Source organism: Paenibacillus sp. FSL R5-192 (assembly GCF_000517845.1).
Lineage (GTDB): Bacteria > Bacillota > Bacilli > Paenibacillales > Paenibacillaceae > Paenibacillus > Paenibacillus amylolyticus.
The window spans coordinates 157497-178555 of the sequence record NZ_ASPR01000047.1; the positions used below are offsets into that span (position 1 = coordinate 157497).

21 protein-coding genes and 1 riboswitch are annotated in these 21059 nt (G+C 46.4%); of the genes, 18 read left to right on the forward strand and 3 right to left on the reverse strand.

Annotation, left to right across the window (positions count from 1 at the left end):
• Positions 1-272 precede the first annotated feature (272 nt).
• Positions 273-385, reverse strand: a riboswitch (TPP riboswitch).
• Between the two features lie 144 nt (positions 386-529).
• Positions 530-1285, reverse strand: coding sequence for an NAD-dependent epimerase/dehydratase family protein (locus C161_RS23495; RefSeq protein ID WP_036673169.1), 756 nt, complete (start codon positions 1283-1285; stop codon positions 530-532).
• 17 nt (positions 1286-1302) lie between these two features.
• Positions 1303-1689, reverse strand: a complete 387-nt coding sequence (locus C161_RS23500) for a VOC family protein (RefSeq protein WP_036673171.1) — start codon at positions 1687-1689, stop codon at positions 1303-1305.
• A 174-nt stretch (positions 1690-1863) separates the two neighbouring features.
• On the opposite strand from C161_RS23500, the gene C161_RS23505 reads away from it, so the two are divergent.
• The gene (locus C161_RS23505; RefSeq protein ID WP_327196805.1) at positions 1864-2373 is read left to right on the forward strand and encodes a hypothetical protein; all 510 of its coding nucleotides are present in this window, start codon (positions 1864-1866) and stop codon (positions 2371-2373) included.
• 421 nt (positions 2374-2794) lie between these two features.
• Here C161_RS23505 and C161_RS23510 read toward each other — a convergent pair whose 3' ends face one another.
• Complete coding sequence (locus C161_RS23510) at positions 2795-4030, reverse strand: MFS transporter (protein ID WP_036673173.1); 1236 nt, start codon at positions 4028-4030, stop codon at positions 2795-2797.
• A gap of 387 nt (positions 4031-4417) precedes the next feature.
• On the opposite strand from C161_RS23510, the gene serS reads away from it, so the two are divergent.
• The 17 genes from serS to C161_RS23595 all read left to right on the forward strand — a co-directional run bounded on the left by serS (position 4418) and on the right by C161_RS23595 (position 20927).
• A complete protein-coding gene (gene serS / locus C161_RS23515) occupies positions 4418-5716 on the forward strand; it encodes a serine--tRNA ligase (protein WP_036673175.1) in 1299 nt (432 codons plus the stop codon).
• Positions 5717-5989: 273 nt separating this feature from the next.
• Positions 5990-7096: an Ig-like domain-containing protein gene (locus C161_RS23520; protein ID WP_036673176.1), complete on the forward strand. Its 1107-nt coding sequence runs from the start codon at positions 5990-5992 to the stop codon at positions 7094-7096.
• Between the two features lie 191 nt (positions 7097-7287).
• Positions 7288-7488 (forward strand): hypothetical protein, encoded by a 201-nt coding sequence (locus tag C161_RS23525; RefSeq protein WP_036673178.1) that lies wholly within the window; start codon positions 7288-7290, stop codon positions 7486-7488.
• Complete coding sequence (locus C161_RS23530; protein WP_036673179.1) at positions 7485-8036, forward strand: GrpB family protein; 552 nt, start codon at positions 7485-7487, stop codon at positions 8034-8036. The genes C161_RS23525 and C161_RS23530 overlap by 4 nt, the downstream gene beginning before the upstream one ends.
• 4 nt (positions 8037-8040) lie before the next feature.
• Positions 8041-8448 carry a ribosomal maturation YjgA family protein gene (locus C161_RS23535; RefSeq protein WP_036673182.1) on the forward strand — a complete coding sequence of 136 codons (408 nt, stop codon included), beginning with the start codon at positions 8041-8043 and terminating at the stop codon, positions 8446-8448.
• Between the two features lie 26 nt (positions 8449-8474).
• A complete protein-coding gene (locus C161_RS23540; RefSeq protein WP_036673183.1) occupies positions 8475-9032 on the forward strand; it encodes a GNAT family N-acetyltransferase in 558 nt (185 codons plus the stop codon).
• A 51-nt stretch (positions 9033-9083) separates the two neighbouring features.
• A complete protein-coding gene (locus C161_RS23545; RefSeq protein ID WP_036673184.1) occupies positions 9084-9413 on the forward strand; it encodes a DUF952 domain-containing protein in 330 nt (109 codons plus the stop codon).
• Positions 9414-9481: 68 nt separating this feature from the next.
• A complete protein-coding gene (locus C161_RS23550) occupies positions 9482-10072 on the forward strand; it encodes a DUF1572 family protein (protein WP_036673186.1) in 591 nt (196 codons plus the stop codon).
• Positions 10069-10659, forward strand: coding sequence for a histidine phosphatase family protein (locus tag C161_RS23555; RefSeq protein ID WP_036673187.1), 591 nt, complete (start codon positions 10069-10071; stop codon positions 10657-10659). Before C161_RS23550 ends, C161_RS23555 begins: the two co-directional genes overlap by 4 nt.
• A gap of 61 nt (positions 10660-10720) precedes the next feature.
• Entirely contained in the window at positions 10721-11437 is a 717-nt protein-coding gene (gene pxpB, locus C161_RS23560; RefSeq protein ID WP_051449907.1) for a 5-oxoprolinase subunit PxpB, read from the forward strand.
• Positions 11434-12465, forward strand: a complete 1032-nt coding sequence (locus C161_RS23565; protein WP_036673188.1) for a biotin-dependent carboxyltransferase family protein — start codon at positions 11434-11436, stop codon at positions 12463-12465. The genes pxpB and C161_RS23565 overlap by 4 nt, the downstream gene beginning before the upstream one ends.
• Entirely contained in the window at positions 12465-13238 is a 774-nt protein-coding gene (locus C161_RS23570; protein ID WP_036673190.1) for a LamB/YcsF family protein, read from the forward strand. The genes C161_RS23565 and C161_RS23570 overlap by 1 nt, the downstream gene beginning before the upstream one ends.
• A gap of 86 nt (positions 13239-13324) precedes the next feature.
• Positions 13325-13783: an NUDIX domain-containing protein gene (locus C161_RS23575; protein ID WP_036673191.1), complete on the forward strand. Its 459-nt coding sequence runs from the start codon at positions 13325-13327 to the stop codon at positions 13781-13783.
• A 457-nt stretch (positions 13784-14240) separates the two neighbouring features.
• A complete protein-coding gene (locus C161_RS23580) occupies positions 14241-14657 on the forward strand; it encodes a pyridoxamine 5'-phosphate oxidase family protein (RefSeq protein ID WP_036673192.1) in 417 nt (138 codons plus the stop codon).
• Between the two features lie 477 nt (positions 14658-15134).
• A complete protein-coding gene (locus C161_RS23585) occupies positions 15135-17384 on the forward strand; it encodes a bifunctional 2',3'-cyclic-nucleotide 2'-phosphodiesterase/3'-nucleotidase (protein WP_036673194.1) in 2250 nt (749 codons plus the stop codon).
• A gap of 214 nt (positions 17385-17598) precedes the next feature.
• Positions 17599-18666: an EAL domain-containing protein gene (locus tag C161_RS23590; protein WP_036673196.1), complete on the forward strand. Its 1068-nt coding sequence runs from the start codon at positions 17599-17601 to the stop codon at positions 18664-18666.
• Between the two features lie 173 nt (positions 18667-18839).
• Positions 18840-20927, forward strand: a complete 2088-nt coding sequence (locus tag C161_RS23595; RefSeq protein ID WP_036673197.1) for a methyl-accepting chemotaxis protein — start codon at positions 18840-18842, stop codon at positions 20925-20927.
• Positions 20928-21059 lie beyond the last annotated feature (132 nt).

The following is a 21059-nucleotide window of genomic DNA, read 5'->3' on the forward strand; positions in this document are numbered from 1 at the left end:
GCACGGGGTACTCCTTGGCTTCATATCCAATCATCTTGCATAAATCGACAGATTTATACCAGTTGAGATCCGGATGACGTTATTTTTGAACAAGTAAAACGTCCATCGATGTCATTCAAGGAAGCCAGACTGCGCTTAGCGGCAGTTTTTCTTGCAATATCAGGAAGGTGATGCTTCCAAACTTATACTTTCTGATAGTAACAAAAAAAGCGCCCCGTATTCCGGGACGCGTGCAGGCGTTAGAGAGGTGGCGTTCAGCCATAGGGCTGTGCCATTTCGATATACTCCGATTCCTACGCTGGCATGATCCAGATCAGGTCTAAGGGTTAGTATCTTGGTGGGATACACTCTCAGCCGGCCAATTCCGACTCCCCTGGGAAACTATGAAGTTACGGGCATTACTAGGTGTAATTATAGGCCAGCGGGTGGAACGTGTCCAGTCATGAACTGGATAGGGACACGTATAAGTTATCAAACAGGCCGTTATACATATGTATAACAGCCTGTTTGGATGTGTTATTTTCAATAATTATCGTGGGGAATCATATAAGGCAATCTGACTGAGTGCAAAAGCATCGGATTTGGGGTCATAACCTACCTGTTTCTGAGTGTTTTCCAGATTTAATCGTTTAAACCGATTATTCGAGATCCCATGCAGTATGGTGAAGGGTTCCAGATCGGTAGTTGTAATTGCTTTGAACATCAAATCACACAAGTCAGCCGGACTAATATACGCGCTCATATCCCTTGCCTCCAGCACGGGTCCGTCCGGTTGAAAATCATCATATGCACCTATACGTATTGCTACACTTTGTAAACCTTCGGTATACGCAAAATAGGAAGCGAGCGATTCTCCAAAACATTTGCTAACCCCGTACAAATTCCGTGGACGTGTTGGCATGTCCGGATAGACTTGAGCATCAATGGGATACCCCTCAATCGTCTGTGCACTGCTTGCAAGAATGACTCTTCGTACACCTTGGTCTTTAGCTGCACGGAATACATTAAATGTACCTTTGATATTGATGTCCAACAACGATTCATAAAATCCGGCATTCGGGGAAGGATCTCCAGCCAGATGTACAACCACATCCATGCCTTCGCAAGCACGCTGACAGGCTTCGGGGTCTGTCACATCCAGTGTCATGATCTCATGGCTGGTCCCTTGATACGTATGCAGTCTGTCGATATTTAAATCCGTTAGTCGCAGGCGAAATGCTTCTGACAAGTGTTGGGACAAGTCACGTCCAATTTTTCCGGCTGCGCCAGTAATTAAAATGTTCATGAAATCAGCTCCAATTCTTAGCGCTGGAAGAACTCAATCCATTCCTTTTCAGGTCCATGGATGAAGAAATAGCGGTAACCGTTAGGCAATGTGATAATCTCTCCGTCGATAAATTCGGCTTCGGTGGATTGAATGCGTTTGTACTCAGAATCAAGATCATCCACGTGGATCGCAAAATGGTGCACCGTACCTTCAGAAGGTAGCTTGTCGCTGTATCCTTGAATTAACTCAATCTCAGTCTCATTACTTCCATTGAAGCCAAGGAAGGCAAGCTGAATGACGCCGTTGGTATGGGTCACCCGGTCTTTCAATTCAAGACCAACGATCTCCGTGTAGAAACGCAGCGTGGTCTCCAGATCACGAACGGCAATGCCGACGTGGTCAATGCGCTTTTGAAAACTCACAATCAAAAACCTCCTTATGTAGTGAATGTTTCTACCATTTTAAGGGATATCATAGAGCTGTACTACATGGTTGTCAAATCCAATTTTAAATTGGAAAAATCATAACTTTTCACAGAATGTTCACTTATGTGAAGGGTTTCCTCATCTCTATAATTACGAAGGTAAACAGAGAGGATGAGAGAATTGCCAACCAGCAAGAAGGAACAAATTATTTTCGGATTAATGATGTGTATAGGAATGGTCTTGGTCATGATGTTCTTCAATCTATGGCACAGTGGGTTACTCGGCAAGATGTCCCCGCTTGAAATACTGCTTCAATTCATATTATGTTTTGTCATCGCGTTTCTGGTGGAGTCTTTCATTGTTGGCCCTGTGGCGAGAAAGATTGCATTCTCTTTGCCCTTTGACAAGTCCTACAAGATTCTGGGTGTGCTCGTCATTTCATTTTTCATGGTGATTGGCATGGTTCTGATCATGTCCATGTATGGAATGATCTCGGCATATCTCGCTGATCAATTAAGTGGGTCATCCGTACTCCGTACGTATCTCCATACCATTGCTCGTAACTTCAGCCTTGCGCTTCCATATCAGTTGATCGTTCTGGGACCACTCGTCCGATATGTATTCGGTAAGTTCATCAAGGATAACGGGCCCGTAATGCCTGTCGTTAATAAAAGTGTGTGATTTGGTTGACCATAAGTATTTCCTGGGCAATCTTGTGCAAATGAATAGATATTATTCTCACCTTTAATGAAAGGTGATGAGAGAGGCAAAGATAGGGCACTGCCGCCATATTACAGCGCTAACGAATCGAGGACACCTTATTAGGCAAGTTCCTAAGGGAATGAAAACCTAACGAATCTCAGCGGTGTTATTATGCAAAAAACCTCCAACGAGACATTTAATTGAAGCTAATTATCTATAATAACGTCTCTAGGATTCGTTAGATTTCAAACATGCGGAAATGGAGGGGGATAGCGTGTGCTAGGTTCGTTAGAACAGAGTAACGCTACAAAAAAATGTCCACCGTCAGGCCATGGCGGTGGACATTTCAATTTCTTTAATAGGTATTTCTAATCCTCAGGACTGGATCAACACAGAACTGTTAAGTCGCAGAATTGGCTATATGTTTGTTCTGCCATTGAAACGTGATTACGCTAATGACAAGCAGGCCAACTGCAAAGATCGCAAGCATCCATGCAGACTGATTAACCGCCAGATGATCAAGACTCCATCCCGTAGTCAAAGGCAGAATGGCACCGCCAACCCCACCTGAGGCAATCAAAATGCTAGGTGTGGATTCTTCTGTTCCGGGCAACAGTTTACTGGCGAAGACAAGGGCAATGGAGAATATCCCTGACATCGCAAGTCCAAGCAGTAAGATGATGAGAAATGCAGACCAGATTTGGTTTGTAAATGGAAATATCATTAACAAGAGAACAGATGCAAGACAACTGTACAGGACATATACGCGGTATTGGAATTTCTCTGCGATATAACCGGCGAAGAGCCGTCCCACGGACATGGCAATCCAGAAACAGGTGACACTAAGGGCTGCTCCGGCTTCCTTCATGTTCATTTTCTCAATCAGGATCGCCGGCATGAAGTTCGCAAGACTCATCTCTGTGCCAACATAGAGGAAGAAGAACAGGACGAATAATACCAGAAGAGTCCTGTTACGGCCACGATAGGTTGGACTGGATGTACTTGCAGATGCGGGATGCATCTCATCCGATGTCCCAGCACTGTGGGCATGTACTGAACCTTTATTTGAACTCTGTCGCTCTAGAAACTTATCGAGTTCACCGAATGATCCCTTCGCCCAGAATATAAAGGTCAGCGCTGCGCAGATGGCAACAACGAGAAATGACAGGCGCCAGTATCCAGCAGCAATCAGACCGCTGGCAATGAGCGGCATGACCATCGCTCCGATCCCGAATAACACTTCCAGTCGACTCATGGCAACGGCTGTATTGTCTTTGATTGCAGCGATGATAATGGTGCCAATAACAGCTTCAACCATTCCGAATCCAAAGCCGGCAGCGGGTGCAATGACGAACATCCAGCCCCATGGTGGCAGCAGCATGTAGGATAATTCTGCAATACAGAGTAGTGCTGTGGCGATTAACAGGCCTCCCCGTTTACCAAAGCGTCTGTTCAGCCAAGGGGATAACAATACACCACCGAGGAATCCGGCAAATTGAGCAAAGATCAGCGTTCCGCCTTGGCTATAATCTTTGCCGTAATGTTCAAGTGCAACCGGTAGAATGGAACCGAGCACAACGTGGGCAAGTCCAATCAGGAAATAGGACAGACATCCGATCCAAAGTAATTTTTTCATAAAGAACTCCTTCTACTTATATACATAAATTGAGGATCACAATAAAGCGCAATCTTGAAGACAAAGTCTATCATAACAGGACATGTTAAGTTGTGCCATGAATTCCTGATCGATACAGAAGGTTGCAATCTGGTCCGGCGTTCGTATATACTGAGACCAACAATTACAGATCGGACCATGCCGTTGAAGAGCATCCAACTCGGAGGCGTTTTCGCCAGGGGAGCGATATTTCCCCAAGTTAACCGGAACCGCCCGTTATCGCGGACCAAGAGGCTGGAAGCAGGATATCCTGATTCAGCAAGTTGGGTGGCACCGCGAGCAGAGCGCTCCTCGTCCCAAGGGATGAGGGCGCTCTTTGTATTTTTACAGCCAAAGGAGACGGTGACCATGTTAGAAATGAAGTGGATTCGTGCACATGCAGAAGAGGTTCAGGCCGCAGCAGACGGGAAAAAAATCAAGATCAACATTCGCACATTGTTAGAGCGGGATGAGGAACGCAGGGCACTTTTGCAGGAATCGGAAGAAGGTCGCAGGTTGCGCAATACGTTATCTGCTGATATTGGCAGACTCATGCAAGCCGGGAATCGGGAACAGGCCGAGGGTTTGCGGGCTCAGGTGAAACAGATCAATGAACAGTTGGAACAGGTGGAAGCGAGGCTCGCCCCTGTGCAGGAGGAAGTAACCAAGCTGCAATGGCTGGTACCCAATATCGTATCCCCGGATACCCCCAATGGCTCGTCGGACGCAGACAATGTAGAGCTGCGACGTGTGGGAGAGGTGCCAACGTTCGAGTATAACATCAAAGATCACGTGGAACTTGGGGAGTTGCATGATCTCATCGATATTCCCCGTGGAGTTAAGATTGGCGGTACGCGAAGCTATGTATTAAAAGGCGCTGGCCTGTTATTACATCGAGCAGTACAGCAACTTGCGCTTGATTTGCTTCTGAAGCACGGCTTCACACCGATGGAGGTTCCGCTGATGGTCAGGGAGGATGCACTGGTGAACACCGGATTCTTCCCAACCGGTCGAGATCAGGTCTATGAACTCGAAGGGGAGAACAAGTGGCTGGTGGGAACTTCTGAAGTGCCGCTGGTCTCGTATTATGCGGATGAGATTGTTGATGTTCAAGAGCCTGTGAAGCTGGCTGCGGTATCGACGTGTTTCCGCAGTGAAGTTGGCTCCGGCGGACGGGATGTACGCGGATTATACCGTGTGCACCAATTTGCCAAAGTTGAGCAGGTCATTCTCTGTGCTCCTGATGCGGAAGAATCGGAGCGCATGTTGCAAGAGATTACAGGACACGCCGAAGAATTGCTGCAATTACTGGAACTGCCGTATCGTGTTGTCGCTGTATGTACCGGAGATATGTCGCAGAAAACGTACAAACAGTATGACATCGAGACCTGGATGCCAAGCCGCGGTGCATATGGAGAAACGCATTCGTCGTCGAATCTGCATGATTTTCAGGCGCGCCGTTCGAATATTCGTTGCCTCGATGCCGAAGGCAAGTTGGTCTACTGTCACACCTTGAATAATACGGCGGTGGCATCGCCGCGTATCCTGATTCCTTTGCTTGAGAATCATCAGCAGGAGGATGGAAGCATTCACATTCCGGCAGCCCTGCGGCCCTATATGGGCGGGGCCGAGAGCTTGATTTTGCCAGAGCAGGACGAAGTGAAGTAGAGAGGTTAGGTAACGCTTTAGTAATTCAAAAAGGGGATGTTCCACACGTCATGTTGCATGTGACGATGGACATCCCTTTTTCAACTGAAATAGTATTTACATAAACCAATTTCCTACTATGTTGGGCTAGATTCAAAGGTTTTTATAACGATTACACGCTGATCTCATGAATTGTTCCAAGACTCTCACTTACGACATTCAACTTTATGCAATTCATATCCGATATAATATAATAGAAGTAAAATATTGGATTATGGGAGTTGGAAATTAAAAATGAATAGAATCAAACTGGCGCTTCGAGGCACGCTTGCTCTAATTATGGCATTAACAATACTGGTCCCTTCGTTGGCCTTGGCGGCTACTGGTGACGTGAAATCGATTGAAATAACCAATAGCAGCCCGCAGAAGATGAGTGTTTCCGAAACAGCTGCGCTTCAGGTGATGGCAACGGTAGAAGGTTTTGATAACAAGCAGGATGTTACCGAAGGCGTGACTTGGTCCACCAGTAATGCAGCAGTCGCGACGATGGTGAAAGGTAAAGTCAAGGCTGTGGCCGCGGGCGAAGCAACGATTTTTGCAGAGGTAGACGGGGCAAAAGCTCAGTTGGTTGTCCAAGTGCAGGAGAAGATCAAAAGCATCAAAGCATCACCAAACTCCTATAATTTTGTTAAAGGCAGTGAAAGTACCCTTCCTAAAGTAAGCATTACACGTGCGAACGGTAAGGAAGAGGATGTGACGTCTGAGATTGTGTGGTCGGTATCAAGTAGCTCGGCTGTGCTGGAAAACGGTAAAATCAAAGGTGTTACGCCTGGCAGAGTATTGCTTCAAGGCAAATACGGAACAACGATTGTGAAAGTCCCCGTTGCTGTGACGGACGAGATTACCAAAGTCGAGGTTACTCCTGCCACAATGCAGCTGAACATCAAGAAGTCCAAAGCGTTGAAGGTGATCGGCACCTACGCGAATGGCAAAACCATTAACCTTTCGAAACAAGTGATATGGACCTCTTCCAATACAAATGTAGCTATCGTGAAAAATGGAGCAGTCAAAACGCTGACTGAAGGACAAGCGACCTTGACAGGAACTTATCAAAATCAGACAATAAAGGCAGAGGTTACCGTTGTACCTTTGCTCAAAAAGTTGATTACAGGGCAGAAAAAACTGGTTTTATCCCCACAGGGAAGTACAACGCTGAGTGTGATGGCACAGTATGATACTGGCAAAACCACTGTTGTGACGAACAGTGCGGTGTGGAGCAGCACAAAGCCGGGCGTAGCGACAGTAACAAATGGCAAGATCGTGGCTGTAGGCAAAGGTAAAACGTCTATCACGGCCAAGTGGGGCAACAAAAAAGTGACGATCCCTGTTACGGTAAAATAAATCTTCATATAATGAAGCATCTTGCATGAATCAAAAATTAGTTAGTTTCAGTACATGACATCGTTAAAATCATCAATATCATCAATGTAACAGACAACTAGGGGCGTAGACATACGCTCCTTTTTGGATATATAGAAATATGTATCTGAAATGCCTTCTGCTTTAACAACTATATAAGGGGATTGGATGGGATGAAAATGAAAGCATCGATTATAAGCTCAGACGCTAACTCTAGTGATCTGGCTTACCTGAAATATCTTCTTTTATCCCTAAGTTCCACACTTACATTTCAACGGAGTACTACGATTGAGCGCATGAAGCAACGCACCTATGAAAAATACAGAGAAGGTTACCATTTAAAATGTCATGGTGAAGAGGAGGTGCCTGAATGAAAGATCCAATGCAACCGGAAAATTGGCCTGCCTGGGCGACAGAGTCGGTAGAGATTGCTCCGGCCAACCCCAATTGGGATGCGCAGGCTCAGGATGAAATCCGGCAACTCAAACGTCTTCTACAGCAGTTTAATATCCATCAATTCGAACATATTGGAAGCACGGCCATTCCAGGGTTACCCGCCAAACCCATTATTGATCTAATGGCAGAGGTACAGTCATGGGACGACATGGATTTGATTGCGGATCAGCTGAATCCGGTGGGCTGGAATTACGTTCCGCCTGAACTGGATGGACGGGAATACAGGCGATTCTGGGTCAGGGTTAAGGATGGCAAGAGAGCTGTACACCTTCATCTAATGCGCCCGGGAGAAGAACGCTGGGATCGTCAAATTCGGTTTCGGGATGTACTGAGAAAACGCTCAGATCTGGTGGAAGCTTACGCCGTCCTGAAGACGAAGCTTGCTGATGAGAACAAGGAAGATAGGGAATCGTATACCGCTGCCAAAACGCAATTTATTTTACAAGTGCTTGATGAAGGCGTGTGATTGATTGAAAAGCGTATTTATCAGAGACAGGCTGATCTATTTCTTCGCAGTCATGATAACCATGGCGGCAGGACTCGCATCCAGACAATTTGGTGAACGAATGCCGGGTTGGGTGCATGAACATTTCGGGGATGCATTATGGGCGGGCATGATTTATTTAGAAGTACGCATGGTGTGGCCTCATCGCAGCTTGGTATGGGCGATGTGTTTGAGCTGCGTATTCAGCTGGATGATTGAGTTCTCACAGTTGATTCAGACGCCTTGGCTGATTGAGATACGCTCAACCGTATGGGGTGCTCTTATTTTGGGACATGGTTTTCTGGTAATCGATCTGATTCGATATTCGGTCGGTATTCTGTGCATGGTTATGATAGATCGTTATTTCCTGAGAAATAAGATGGCTGGATCCTGAATCAAGTGAATCATGGAGGTGCGCTGATGAATGTAGAAAAACTTTTTGCCGAATCGCCCGAATTCGAAACACAGAGGTTAAAGCTTAGACGCCTTGCGATGGATGATCTTGAAGATTATTATGCATTTGCCTCTGATCCGCTAGTGAGTCAGCAAAGCTTGTGGAACTGCCATGAGTCAGTGGAGGATTCAATTCAATATATTCAGCGAGTACTGGATAATTATGAACGAAAAACGGTACATATCTGGGCTTTTGTTTTAAAGGAAACAGAGACCTTGATCGGGAGGGGTGGCATTTTTCATCTCAACGAACCCATGCAGAGTGCTGAACTGGGGTACGCGATAGCCAGCAGTCAATGGGGTAAGGGGCTTGCAGCAGAAGCGATGCAACCTATCGTGGATTATTGCTTTCGGGAACTGGACTGCAATCGGTTGGAGGGGAAATGTAATGCAGGCAACATAGGCTCTGCACGCGTAATGGAGAAGCTGGGCATGTCGTACGAAGGTTTGTTACGCAAACAGTTGAAGATCAAAGGTGTATTTACGGATCAAAAAGTGTACTCCCGTATCCGGGATGATCTATAATACTTCCAATGACACATAGGGTACATCGCAGAAATTGAAGGAGGCGGAACCATGATCTATAGTATTATTTCCCGTTCGTTGTGGGAGCAAGTGTCAAAAGGGACTGAGTATGCACCAGATAGCCTGGAGACAGACGGATTCATTCATTGTTCCACTAAGGAACAGATCCCATGGGTAGCCGGACAATATTATGCAGGCCGCACGGATCTGTTATTGCTTAGTATTGATGAGAAGGCGTTAAAGCCAGAACTGGTGTATGAGGATCTCTACGAATTGAATGAACTATATCCACATATCTATGGAGAGCTCAATCTGGATGCGGTTCGCAAAGTCATTCCATTTGAACCGAATGCAGACGGTACATTCTCATTTCCTGAATAAATAACATGTGACGCTTCTGTTTGGACGTGATCAGTGGACAACATACTTTTCCGAAGGGTGGTTAACGGATGGATATGAATCAGGTTTTTCTGGAGACAGCGGAGAAGCAATTCCTGTATTACAAGCAGCTCGGGGAAAAAGCTATGGCACAACTGGATTCCGAGCAATTGTTTCAATCCTGGAATGAAGACGCGAACAGCATTGCGGTTATCGTAAAACATCTATGGGGCAATATGCTGTCCCGTTGGACGGATGTACTGACAACAGATGGTGAGAAACCGTGGCGTGAACGAGATGCCGAATTCGTGAATGATATTGCTTCCAGGGAAGAGTTGCTCGCTAAATGGGAGGAAGGCTGGAATTGTCTACTCGAAGCCATTCGTTCGTTTACCCCGGAACAATTGTCTCATATCATATATATTCGGAATGAAGGTCATACCATTATGGAGGCCATTATTCGGCAATTAGCACATTATCCGTATCATGTCGGGCAGATTGTATTTGCCGCGAAAATGCTCAAAGAAACAGCTTGGGACAGTCTCTCCATTCCGAGAAACGGGTCTTCTCAATATAATGGCGGCAAATTTGCCAAGCCGAAGGCACGCAAACATTTTACAGAAGATGAACTTCATATAGAAAAAGGTGAGGAACAACAATGACTCAAATCGCATTGATTCGCCATGGGAGTACAGCGTGGAATAAGGAAAAACGTTCGCAGGGACAGACGGATAATCCGCTGGATCAGGAGGGTAGGGAACAGGCAGTTTTACTTGCTGCTAGACTCGCCGAGGAATCGTGGGATGCCATCTATGCAAGTGACTTGGAGCGCGCAAGTGAGACGGCTCGCATCATTGGTGATCGCTTGGGCATTCAGGAGATTCATCTGGACCCTAGACTTCGCGAGATGGGCGGAGGACAGGTCGAAGGAACGACGGAAGAGGAACGGTTAGTCAAGTGGGGAGTGGAATGGAGTACCCTTGATCTGGGACGGGAGCTTGCAGAGGCAGGGACTGTTCGAGGAAGTGCGGTGCTTGAAGATATTGTACAGCAGCACCCGAATGGAAAAGTGATCGTTGTCAGTCATGGTGCCGTCCTGCGGAATACACTGCGAGGTCTGGTGCCTGAACTGGATATTAGCGTGAAGCTGTCCAACACATCCATTACTCGGATTGTCAAAAAAGATGATACGTGGCAATGCGAACTGTACAATTGCAGCGTACATTTGGATTCGTCCAGGGAGTCTTAATAGATGGATGCTCTGACATTAAAGCGGTAGCGAAAATTGTGGACAAAGGGGGAGATGGCGCATGACCGAATTGACGTATGCATGGACAGAGGAGATTTTATCTCCGCTGGGTGAGGCAGCGGTTATCATCCAGTGTGGAGATCAATTGTCTGACGCTGTGCAGCGCAGAGTGATGTCTGTGTGTGCTTTGCTGGAAAAAAGCACTTTGCCAGCCATGATCGAATGGGTGCCTTCATATACGTCCGTTACAGTATTTTATGATCCGTTCATCTCCCCTTACCCCGAGTTATGCCGAACTCTGCTTCAGCAGTTGAATCAATTGAAGGAATCCGCACAAAACAAGCCCAGAACAGTCACGATTCCCGTATGTTACGGTGGAGAGTGGGGGCCTGATCTGGACTATGTTGCCAGTGAGCATGGACTGACCGCAGAGGACGTTATTGCGATTCATACATCCGGGGAGTATCTCGTACATATGATTGGGTTTGCACCGGGTTTTCCGTATCTCGGCGGGTTGTCTGAACAGATTGCTACGCCCAGACGGGCAACGCCAAGGCTTCGGGTTGAGGCGGGTACAGTAGGTATTGGTGGCAAACAGACGGGAATCTATCCGGTGGATACACCCGGGGGATGGCAATGTATTGGACGAACGCCACTCCGGTTGTTTCGGCCGGATGAGAACGTACCGAGTTTGCTGGCAGCAGGTGATCGGGTTCGATTTGAACAGATTACGATGCAGGACTATCTGGCGTTGAAGCGGAAGGAGGGCGAACGATGAGTATTGAAGTGATTCGCCCTGGTCTGTTATCTACCGTTCAGGATGAAGGCAGAACCGGTTATCGCCGGTATGGTATTCATCCTGGCGGGGTCATGGACACCTTTGCAGCCAGAGCAGCCAATATGCTTGTGGGCAACTCCCGACATGCGGCAGTGCTGGAGATGACGATGACGGGGCCGGAGCTTCGATTTCAGAAGAGCCAGCTCATCTCATTATGTGGAGCCGATCTGACGGCAACGGTGGATCATCTGCCTGTACCTTTGTGGCGTCCCGTGCTGGTGCGGGCTGGAAGTGTACTGAATTTTGGCCCATGTCGTCATGGTTTGCGTGGATATCTGGCGATTGCGGGCGGAATTGCTGTGCCTGAAGTGATGGGCAGTCGAAGTACAGATCTCAAGACAGGTCTTGGTGGTTTGGAAGGAAGAGCCCTGCGTGGGGCAGATCTGTTATCCATAGGTGAACCTTCAGGTGAAGCGCAAGGTTGGATGCAGCGTATGGAGCAGCAGGTAAAGGAGAGTGAGCGGGATCAACGATTTTTGGCCCCTGCGTGGTTTTTATCTGAACGTGAGAGACCTGACTATTATGGGAGATCTGTTATTCGTGTGTTGGAGAGCAAGGATAGTTCGCTGTTCAGTGAGGCAAGTCTGGGACAATTCTATGCCGAAAAATACGTGATCTCTCCGCAATCCGATCGGATGGGCTATCGCTTGCAGGGCTCCAGACTGCAGCTGGATCAGCCGCTGGATCGGCTGTCTGAAGCGGTTACCTATGGCACGGTGCAGGTGCCACCGGATGGTCAGCCCATCATCTTGATGGCGGACCATCAGACGATTGGAGGTTATCCTGTCATTGCACAGGTAGCTCAGGTGGATATGCCAATCCTGGCTCAGGCTAGGCCAGGAACCCGAATTTCTTTTGAACAGATTACGCATGATCAAGCCGGACAGTTCTATATGGAACAGGAAATCAATATGCAGCTCATGGGTAAACTGATACGCAGAAGAATGGCAGGAATGGAGGGCGCTTAATGAATACCTCAAAAACTTTGGATATCAATTGTGATCTGGGCGAAAGTTATGGTATATATCGCACGCTGTCGGACGAAGCCATTCTACCCTTAATTACATCAGCCAATATTGCCTGCGGATTTCATGCAGGAGACCCGGCTACGATGCGGCTAACGGTGGAGAGGGCATTGGAGCATCAGGTGGCAATTGGAGCCCACCCTGGGTTGCAGGACTTGCAAGGGTTTGGCAGAAGACGTATGGACATTACGCCACGGGAAGCATACGACATGGTGGTGTATCAGATTGGTGCGCTGGATGCCTTTGTCCGTGCAAGTGGGGGGAGAATGCATCACGTAAAACCGCACGGTGCCTTATACAATATGGCTGCAGAAGATACGAAGCTAGCTGAAGCCATCGTGGAGGCGATTTATCAAGTACAGCCTGATCTGTATTTGTATGGTCTGGCGGGCAGTGAGCTGATTCACGCCGCGGATCGCATCGGTATGCGCAGTGTGAGCGAGGTGTTTGCGGATCGAACCTATGGGGCGGACGGAAAGTTAACTCCTCGAAGCCAAGCTGGAGCCCTCATTGAAGAATCAGGACAAGCGATTGCTCAAGTGCTCCAGATGGTGAAAGACGGCGTGGTTGTATCCACGGACGGTACGCTGGTTTCCATTAAGGCAGAGACGGTCTGTATCCACGGTGACGGAGCAAACTCTCTCGCATTTGCTCAAGAGATTCGTCGTGTGCTGGAATCTGAAGGTATTAAGTTATCCGCGCATACAACAGGATGATACGCCTGTTCAGCAGAACAATAGTAGTATCAGGTTGTTCGGATTGAACTTTGAAATTTTAGAATGACAAGGAGTGGATCAACAGAATGAAACCCATACGCAACTCCGCGAAGGCTATCATTGTGCAGGATGGACGATTGCTGGTCATCCGGCTGGAAGACCAATATGGTACGGCTTATGTGTTCCCGGGTGGAGGACAGGAGAAAGGTGAAGAACTCAAGGATGCGGTCGCACGTGAATGTCTGGAGGAGATTGGTCAGGCCGTGAACGTGGGAGAGCTGTTACATATCCGGGAGTATATCGGAAAAAATCATGAATTCGCCGAGTGGGATGCAGATATCCATCAGGTTGAATTTTATTTTGCGTGCAGCCTGATAGATCCGGAGGCAACCGTTTTTGAAGGCTCCAATCCAGACGACCACCAAGTCGCCGTGGAATGGATTGCACTTGAAGAGCTTTCCCAGATTCGTTTATATCCAAAAACAATTGGCGAATTGCTTCTTCAATCGGGCTCTTCATCAATCTATCTTGGAGATCTGAATTAAATCAGCCATGAAGAATTTAAGCGATAACCCCTTTATGTAAACATTTTTATAAAGAACATTTCCAATTTTGTCACGTTAGCGTATCGGTTCATGGATTCACCATAGGTGAGGTGGGTACACTATAAGTACAGGCTTATTACAAAAGTATTTGCATTAAGCTGTCTCTAGTAATAAGGGATTAATGAACTGTCATTAAACACAAAGAGATAGTAACAACTACACTTCTCTTGTACTTTTTATTATTCACCCTTAATTGGAAGAACGGTAGACGTAGTGGAGGGGACGGAATCGATTCTGAGGAAGCGAAGCGTTCGCCTTTATCACCGGATTTTCCCTTTGAGAAAAGGGAATCAAAAAAATCTGGGGATAACAGCGATCCAAAGAACGATCCGTACCCGAAACGGCCGCCTACAAGAGTCCTCCCAATATTCCCCAAAAACCGAAAGGAGCACTTCCCATGAACCAGAATGAATTGGAACAAAACATTGTAAAAGCATTGGAAAACAACCCTTTTTGCAGCTTCTCAACTGTGGAGAATGGTAAACCGAAATCCCGCTATATGGCGCTTTTCAACGATGGACTGAACATTCATCTGGCAACGAACCGCCGTACACACAAAGTAGAGGAACTGGAGAATAATCCGAATGTTAGCCTGCTACTTGGTTACGAGGCTGGTGGTTCCAAGGAAGTAGTTGAGATTGAAGGAACCTGTGAAGTGACAAAGAACGAAGGTTTGCGTGAGCAAGTGTGGAACGATGAACTGAAAGCGTGGTTCGATGGACCTAATGATCCGAACTATGTCATTCTGGACATCACCCCGACTCGTATTGAATACACAGGGAAAGATCATGAGCATCATGTGTGGGAACAATAATCCGAATATGAAAATAACCTCTGCAAAGTAGCGTCCTTATGCGAAAATACGCGCAGAGTTTAATCCAACCGTGAAAGCCCTTAAGGTTTCACGGTTTTTGGTATGGATGAATAACGCTGAATTGGATATACATGTAAGACGCATGTAATATACGTATTTTAAAGATAATAAGCACTATATACCTACTAAAATGTTGAAAAAATTGTCGAAATCACGCATGATAATGTAAACTCGCCTAGGTATGTGCGGGTAATGTAAAAAATAATGCTTTTCAATGGCTGAACATTGCGTTATGATTTGGAATGTAAACGACAAGCACAGACATAAATAGATGTTCATGTGAGATAAACTTACCTGAAATTCCGATGCATGTCATCAGAGCGTCAGTACGCACAACCCATGAAATCTATCTTTTTTCTGCGCTCTTCGTTTGCCCATTAATGCATGATTCAATGTACATAACCGGGAGGGGTTATTTTGAAAACGAGTAAAAAAGTATTATCAAGCCTGACTGCCGCTTTGGTTGCATTAAACGTGCTTGCGGTGTTTCCAGTACCTGTATCGGCTGCGGATGCTGCCAAGGTAAAACTGCGGATCATGGAAACCACAGACATTCATACCAACCTGGTTAACTATGACTACTATTCCGACAAAGAGACAGACCAGTATGGACTCGCCAAAACAGCTACACTGATTAAGAAAGCCCGTGACGAGGCGAAGAACAGCCTGCTGTTTGATAACGGGGATCTGATTCAGGGGAATCCGCTGGGAGACTACTCTGCGAAAATTGATCCACTGAAAAAGGGTGAGACTCACCCTGTATATAAAGCGATGAATCTGCTCGATTATGATGCAGGTAACATCGGTAACCATGAGTTCAACTATGGTCTGGACTTCCTGGACATGACGCTGGAGGGAGCGAACTTCCCTTACATTAATGCCAATGTTTATGTAGACGATGGTGATGATGATGAGACAAATGACAAGAACTATTTCACACCATATGAGATTTTGGATAAAAAAGTAACGGATGAGACTGGCAAAGAACATACGATCAAAGTAGGTGTGATCGGATTTGTACCGCCACAAATTATGCAGTGGGACAGCGCTAACCTTGAAGGCAAAGTAATCGCCAAGGATATTATTGCTACCGCGAAAAAATTCATTCCGAAAATGAAGGCCGAAGGTGCCGACATTATTGTAGCTATTCCTCACTCCGGATTTGAGGAAATTCCTCAAACGGATCTGATGGAGAACTCCGTACTGTATCTGAGCCAAGTTGAAGGCATTAATGCCATTCTATTTGGACATGCCCACAAAGTGTTCCCAAGTGCTGATTTTGCCGGCAAAAAAGGGGTAGATCTGGAAAAGGGCACCATTAACGGCGTTCCTGCTGTAGAGCCAGGATTCTGGGGTGATCACCTGGGGATTATTGATCTGGATCTAGAACAAGTGGATGGCAAATGGAAAGTGGTCGATTCCAAAACGGAAGCACGCCCAATCTATGACACAGCGGGCAAAAAACCATTAGTAGAGGCTGATCAGGACATCATTGATGCGGTTCATGAAGAGCATGAAGGTACATTGGAGTATGTTCGTGGTCCGGTGGGCGAAACGACTGCACCTATCAACAGCTTCTTCGCTCTGGTTCAGGATGATCCATCCATTCAGATCGTAACGAATGCACAGAAATGGTATGTCGAAAAACATATGCAAGGTACGGAATATGAGAAAATCCCTGTATTGTCCGCAGGTGCACCATTCAAAGCCGGTGGACGTTCAGGCGCTTCGTATTACACGAATATCCCTAAAGGCACCATTGCGATCAAAAACGTTGCTGACCTGTACGTATATCCAAATACGGTACATGCTGTAATGGTTAACGGCGCAGAACTGAAAGAATGGCTGGAATGGTCTGCAGGCCAGTTCAACCAGATCGACCCGGCTAAAGGTGGACAACAACAACTGATCAACAACGACTTCCCAACGTATAACTTCGATGTTATCGATGGTGTAACGTATCAGATTGATGTGACCCAACCAGCCAAATACGATAGCAAAGCTACGATTGTTAATGCATCTGCAAGCCGGATCAAGGATCTGAGCTTTAACGGCAAACCGGTTGACCCAGCACAAAAATTCATTGTAGCGACAAATAACTACCGTGCTTCTTCATCCAAACTTGCTAACCCGGACGGCAAACGGATCGTTCTGGCTGCACCGGATGAGAACCGTCAAGTGATCATCGACTACATTCGTGAAAATAAAACGATTAATCCAGCAGCGGACGGCAACTGGTCCCTGGCACCAATCAAACCATCTGCTGGTGTAACCGCAGCAGCGCTGAACGATCTTGAAGTTGTGTTTGCTTCTTCCCCGGATGCGAAAGATCTGGTTGAAGCGAACCCGGCGATGTCATTTATCGGTACAAACAATGAAGGTTTTGCAGAGTATGGCTTGAAACTGACAGGTGAAGCAACGACAACACCTGAAACAGGTGCGGAGCCAGCTCCAACGCCTAAACCAACGCCAACACCGACGCCTAAGCCACAACCTGAGAAACCGGCAACCAACAACAAGGTTGTATATGTAGTGAAAAAAGGGGATAACCTGTACCGCATCGGTTTGAAATATGGTGTGGACTGGCGCAAACTTGCGACAGCCAACAAGATCTCAAATGTGCATAACCTGAAAGTTGGACAGAAAATCGTGATTCCCGCTTCTTAAAGTTTAATAAGCTGAGGAGGAGACTGACAGTCATCAGACTGTCGGTCTTTTTTTCTGCAAATTTGAATATATTTGTTCCAAGAACCGTCATACAGGAAGTCATCAAAACAGTAGAGATTAATTTTAAGACCCATGATATAATATTTACAAACTTTGGGTATATACAAGTGAACATTAATGGACATGGAATCTAAATTGGCAAGGGGGGTCCTACATGAATTGCAGTGGCTGCAGTCCAATCTATCCTATAGAGGGCCAAGGTACCTTGTACTTGCGTCCCATTTCCCCCGCTTTGCTGGAAGCGCTACAAACGCTACAAACGCCGGGAAGACTTATCGAGACGTCGGATGACATGATGTGGATACATTTTTCGAATCTTGAGACAGTTCAGAACTTAATAGAAGAGATCGGCGAAATTGATCCGACATTACGTGATACCCTAACTGTTCAGATTATGCCTATTTACGAACAGGCTAATGAAGAAAGTTGGATTAGTCTAACCATGCAGGAGTCCCGTTTCAAACATGCGGAGCTTGTTTCCATTATTCTGGAGCATCAATTCAGCAGTCATATGCAACCCATCGTTGATGCATCGGAGCAGATTATCGGATATGAGTTTTTGCTTCGTCCTGCTGAGAATGGAAAATCCTTCAGTTCCTATGAATTATTTGAAGTTGCGCGTGAGACTGGACTACATTCTTTTCTGGATCGATTGGCGCGTATTACTGCTATTGAGACCAGTGCCCTTTTTCTGCCGCATGGTGTCAAACGCTTCGTAAATTTTCTGCCTTCCTCCATATATAATCCCGAATATTGTCTGACACATACGTTTGAAGCGATTGAACGTCTTTCGCTGGACCCTAAAGATTTTGTGTTTGAAGTCGTGGAAACAGAGCAGATTCAGCATATGCCCATCTTGCAGCAAATATTTGAGGTATATCGTTCTCGTGGAATGTCGGTTGCACTGGATGATGTGGGTGCCGGATATTCGACAATAGAGTTGATGAATCGGTTAGAACCGGATTTTGTCAAAATAGATCGAAGTCTTATTGACCGTTGTGATCAGGATTCGACCAAACAGCAGAAAATTCTTCATATTGTTGAGATGTCGAGTCGATTTGGAGGGCAAGTCCTTGCCGAGGGGATCGAACGGATGGAAGAGTTTGAATTCTGTCGTTCCATAGGTATTGAGCTTGCCCAGGGCTACTATTTTGGTAAACCTTCGGCACAACCGCCAGGCGGCCCGTACTCCAATACTTCATCTAATTCATGGAATAATTAGTAACCTGTACCTTGTACAAGTCGCTTCTGATCAGAGGTGGCTTGTTTGGCGTGCCTGCACATTTTTCTCTCAAATAAAAACCCTCATTTAGCCGATATATAAGATAAGCCTTTTAGATTGATCCATACATACAAAGAAAGAGGGCATTTTTACATTTTGAGGGGGAGAAAGACATGAGTGAAACTCAGGATAATAAACCAATGAAAGCAGCGAAACCTGCCAAACCAAAACATAATCAAAATAAAAAGAAGAAAAAGAAAGGTTTCGTCTGGAATATAAGGAACAAACTGTTAGTCTCCTTCCTGGCCGTTCTACTCCTGCCAAGCTTGGCAGTCGGCTTGATCACACTAACGATGGCTGAAGATGGCGTACATGGACAATTAGTAGATAGTGCCATGCAAAGTGTGAGCACTGCCAATACCATTGTAGAAAGCCAAGTGAATTACAAGATTCATGACATTAACTATTTCGCGGATGCCCTTGATCCGAGCCTGATCAAAGGGGAGAACGATAGTCCGGAGCTTCAGGTGAAGCTGGAGCAATACCTGGGCTTGCATCCCGATGCCATGAATATTTTTGTGGGAACAACAGACGGAGTCATGGTTCGAGGTAAACCAACAGCGAGCAGTACGCGGGGAGATGCTTATGATCCTAGGGAGCGGGAGTGGTACAAACTAGCGATGGAAAAGCCAGGTACAGCTGTTGTATCAGCTGTGTCTGTTAATACCGATGGTGTTGCAGTTGTATTTATTTCCAAAACATTAAAGGATCAATCCGGTGTTATCGGTTTGTCTCTGGATCTGACAGACCTGCGAGAACAGGCATCCATTAAGGTGGGCAAAGAAGGTTACGTCATTATTATGGATGCAAACAAAAACTATGTCGTTTCCCCTATAGCAGATGCAGGTACACAGGAAACTAGCGGCACCCTTGATGAGATGTATCAGAGTCAAGAAGGCCAATTCGATTACGTGTATAACAATCAGCCGAAAATGATGATTTTCTCAACAAATGAAGCAACGGGCTGGAAAATTGCCGGCACGATGTTCAAGAGTGAAATAACCAATGCGAGTAAGGATATTCGCATGGCCACATTTATTGTTATTCTGGCGGCTACTTTCCTTACACTCATCTTTATTATCTGGTTTACACGCTCCATGCTGCGTCCAATTAAACGACTGCAGGAATCTGCCAGAGCCGTGAGTAAAGGTGACTTGACCGTGAAAATGGAAACAGGGCGTAAAGATGAAGTCGGAGAACTTGCGAAGTATTTTGAACGTATGGTCGATAACCTTCGAATGATGATTCTGGGCGTACAGGAAACGACAGAGCAGGTATCTGCTTCTTCTCAAGAGTTGTCTGCCAGTGCAGAACAAACCACCAAAGCGATTGAACATTCAACACAGGCCATTCAGGAACTGGCTGAAGGTGCAGAGCAGCAGGTAAACAGCGTGAAAGACGGATCGGGACAGATGAGCCGAATGGCAGAAGATGTTCGAATGATGTCGGAGCGTGTGCAATCGATTACGGCGAATATGCGGAATACGTCCGGAGCAGCTACTTCTGGTAATGAGGCAGCAGGACAGGCTGTGGTGCAGATGAACAGTATCCAGGAAACGGTGGAGCAGCTGGGGACTGTGGTTCAATCTCTGAATGCTCGTTCCGTTGAGATTGGTAGTATGGTTGATGTCATTGCATCCATCTCCAAACAAACGAACTTGCTCGCATTAAATGCTTCTATTGAAGCGGCAAGAGCGGGGGATGCGGGTCGTGGGTTTGCAGTTGTAGCCGGTGAGGTACGCAAACTGGCAGAAGAATCCGGAAGTTCGGCAGCGCAGATCGGTGAGGTGGTTCATAATATCCGTCAGGACATGGATGCCGCTCTAATCGCTATGAATGCGGCTCAGACTCGGGTAGGAGAAGGAATTCAGGCCGTGAATACATCAGGACAATCCTTTGCTCAGATTCGGGAGGCGGTGGAAGATGCTGTTCATACATTGGATGACTTGTCCGCAACAACGAAGCAACTGGAGAGTGGTGCATCCCACGTTGCCAAGGCGATGAGTGATATTTCGAATGTGACCCAGGAATCGGCTGCAAATACAGAATCCGTGTCGGCATCTTCGCAAGAACAACTGGCATCGGTAGAAGAGATTGCATCATCCTCGGCACATCTGAATAGCATGGCGGAACAATTACAAGGACTGCTTGGCATGTTCAAGATGGTAGAGGATACACCGAAAGATAAGGGCAAAGAGTAAATCCTAGCATTTTAACACCACAATTTACCACACATTTTATAATAGAAGAAAATAAAGATAGACAATGTTCCTGTAGCCCTGTATAAATATATCGTCTGGTTATTCCGCGCATATAGCGGTGTAATCTAACAA